2 protein-coding genes and 1 pseudogene are annotated in these 1,542 nt (G+C 48.4%); all 3 read left to right on the top strand.

Annotated elements, in window-relative coordinates:
* Positions 1–249: SDR family oxidoreductase (locus tag J5224_RS27295; RefSeq protein WP_264628277.1), on the top strand; the 249-nt coding region annotated here is incomplete at its 5' end.
* Between the two features lie 220 nt (positions 250–469).
* The gene (locus J5224_RS27290; RefSeq protein WP_264628276.1) at positions 470–1,234 is read left to right on the top strand and encodes a PD-(D/E)XK nuclease family protein; all 765 of its coding nucleotides are present in this window, start codon (positions 470–472) and stop codon (positions 1,232–1,234) included.
* Positions 1,235–1,249: 15 nt separating this feature from the next.
* Positions 1,250–1,542: pseudogene (locus J5224_RS27285) on the top strand (hypothetical protein); the annotation flags it as partial.

Genomic DNA, 1,542 nt, shown 5'->3' with positions numbered 1-1,542 from the left:
ATTACGGTAAACGCGTATTGCCCGGGGATTGTCGGCACGGGAATGTGGACAGAAATCGATAAGCGTTTCTCAGAAATCACCGGTGCCCCTATTGGTGAAACCTATAAAAAATATGTTGATGGTATTGCGCTGGGTCGCGCTGAGACACCGGATGATGTCGCCAGTCTGGTCTCCTATCTGGCAGGGCCAGATTCAGACTATGTCACCGGTCAGGCCATTCTGATTGATGGTGGCATTGTTTACCGTTAGGCCAGGTTTACCGCTACGTTATGTCACCCGAGTCGCCGTGTGTTCAATGCGGCTCGGGAAATTCCCTTCTTTGTTGGCATTTTCTAAATCCACAAACCTCGACTCCATAAACATTCGCTTTTTACTGATTGGCACTTATGATGATGCCTTTGCGGTTTAGGCAAACGGCCAGCGATACGCGTTGTCTTTGGCGTAGGGTCGTCAGTGAAAGGGAAGGTATATGGAGACAACGCATCAGTCTCTGGTGGAATGGTTGCCGGTTTTTTTTCAACAATGGTCAGAAAACGCATTAACGTTCAATGAGCCAACAACGACTGAAAAAATAGACATCGATGTGGGTCAACTCATGACCTTCTTTAGTCGCTTATCAACGCCGCTTCAGGCGGTGCAGCCTCGCGTATTGTCTTTTGATCCCTGGGATGTTGCGGGGTTAAAGCGCAAAGAAGTGCGCAATTCAGCGGTGCTGGCCTGGCTGCTGGATCCGCAAGGATCACACGGTTTTGGTACTGTTCCTTTATATGCCTTGCTGGCCTCAATACGCACAGCAGAGAATCAGACTTTTCCTGCTGCGTTTACACGCTTTTGCCGCGTGCGGGTTGAATCCAACCCGAACGGCGACAGTAAGAATCGGGTCGATATTGAGATCGATGCCGATAATTTCTTCGTTTTGATTGAAGTGAAGATCGATGCTTTCGAGCAGAAAGAACAAATCGAGCGTTACTGTCTGGAGGCTGAAAAGCGTGCGACGAAAAAACGTCGTTGGGGCGTGGTGTTTTTAACGCCGCAGGGCAGACAACCCAAGAGCATGCGTGCGGATAACCCACACTGTGTTTCTTGCCTGTCGTGGAGCGACCTTGCGACACGTTTTGAAGAACCCATGCGGGCGGATTTCCGCAAAACAGGTGCTGTGCACGATAGCGCATCCATGAGGCAAATGGCGGCGCATTCTGCTTTTTGTTTTCTTGAACGTATGCGTAATTTTTAATCAAAGGTAAGAACAATGACATCATCTACCAAGGAAGAACGGTTGGCTGGAACCCTTATTTTATCGCAGTTCAAGATGTTTAATGAGGCCGTTGTGGTTTTCGAAAAGCAAATAGAACCTGCCTTTTGGAAGGGATTTGACCGATGTATTCAGCGTTTCATCAAGGATAATGGCTGGGAAGGGGAAGTCGGTTTTGTGCCAAAGGGATATTGCTGGCTTGCACCTAAAGCGTGGAAATTAGAAGGCGGCGATTGGAAATACTGGTTCGAAACACATACCCGAGGCGACGATAGCGTTGATTATAGTTT

It is taken from the genome of Candidatus Symbiopectobacterium sp. NZEC135, assembly GCF_025962695.1.
The sequence above is the reverse complement of the archived record's forward strand: the minus strand, read 5'-3'. Positions and strand labels throughout refer to the sequence as shown.

What these genes read in the sequence shown, in the direction of transcription:
- J5224_RS27290 (WP_264628276.1), top strand. Translation starts at nt 470, where the DNA reads ATGGAGACAACGCATCAGTCTCTGGTGGAATGGTTGCCGGTTTTTTTT.